Origin of the sequence: Roseburia sp. OM03-7AC (genome assembly GCF_003462625.1) — a bacterium.
GTDB lineage: Bacteria > Bacillota > Clostridia > Lachnospirales > Lachnospiraceae > Roseburia_C > Roseburia_C amylophila.
The window spans coordinates 41304-41797 of the sequence record NZ_QTZJ01000013.1 but is presented as its reverse complement, the minus strand read 5'-3'; the positions used below and the strand labels follow the sequence as shown (position 1 = coordinate 41797).

The window sequence follows — 494 nt, the reverse complement described above, 5'->3', positions numbered from 1 at the left end:
TAACGTGTGGAGCTGACTGTTACTAATCGGTCGAGGGCTTGACCAAAGCAACTCGGAAATAATCTGTATGAAGTTTTGAAGGTATGTACCTTTAAGGCCCAATGGCTCAGTTGGTTAGAGCGCCGCCCTGTCACGGCGGAGGTCGCGGGTTCGAGTCCCGCTTGGGTCGTTTCAAATGGGATCTTAGCTCAGCTGGGAGAGCATCTGCCTTACAAGCAGAGGGTCACAGGTTCGAGCCCTGTAGGTCCCACTTTTCTTGTAGTTATAAGTGTAGCGCAAGATATGCCGATGTGGCTCAATTGGCAGAGCAGCTGATTTGTAATCAGCAGGTTATCGGTTCGAGTCCGATCATCGGCTTTATACAATTATATATTGTATAGAAATGGGCAGATTCCCGAGTGGCCAAAGGGGACAGACTGTAAATCTGCTGCAAATTGCTTCGGTGGTTCGAATCCACCTCTGCCCATTCTTCTTTTTAGAAGATAATTGAATAA

At 47.6% G+C, this 494-nt stretch carries 4 tRNA genes; all 4 read left to right on the top strand.

Annotated elements, in window-relative coordinates:
• Positions 1-95: 95 nt before the first annotated feature.
• The 4 genes from DXB39_RS14015 (at position 96) to DXB39_RS14000 (ending at position 466) form a co-directional block, all read left to right on the top strand.
• Positions 96-169: transfer RNA gene (locus tag DXB39_RS14015), tRNA-Asp, on the top strand.
• Between the two features lie 8 nt (positions 170-177).
• A tRNA-Val gene (locus DXB39_RS14010) sits at positions 178-250 on the top strand.
• A gap of 34 nt (positions 251-284) precedes the next feature.
• A tRNA-Thr gene (locus DXB39_RS14005) sits at positions 285-357 on the top strand.
• A 27-nt stretch (positions 358-384) separates the two neighbouring features.
• Positions 385-466 (top strand) — tRNA-Tyr (locus DXB39_RS14000).
• The last annotated feature ends 28 nt before the right edge of the window (positions 467-494 follow it).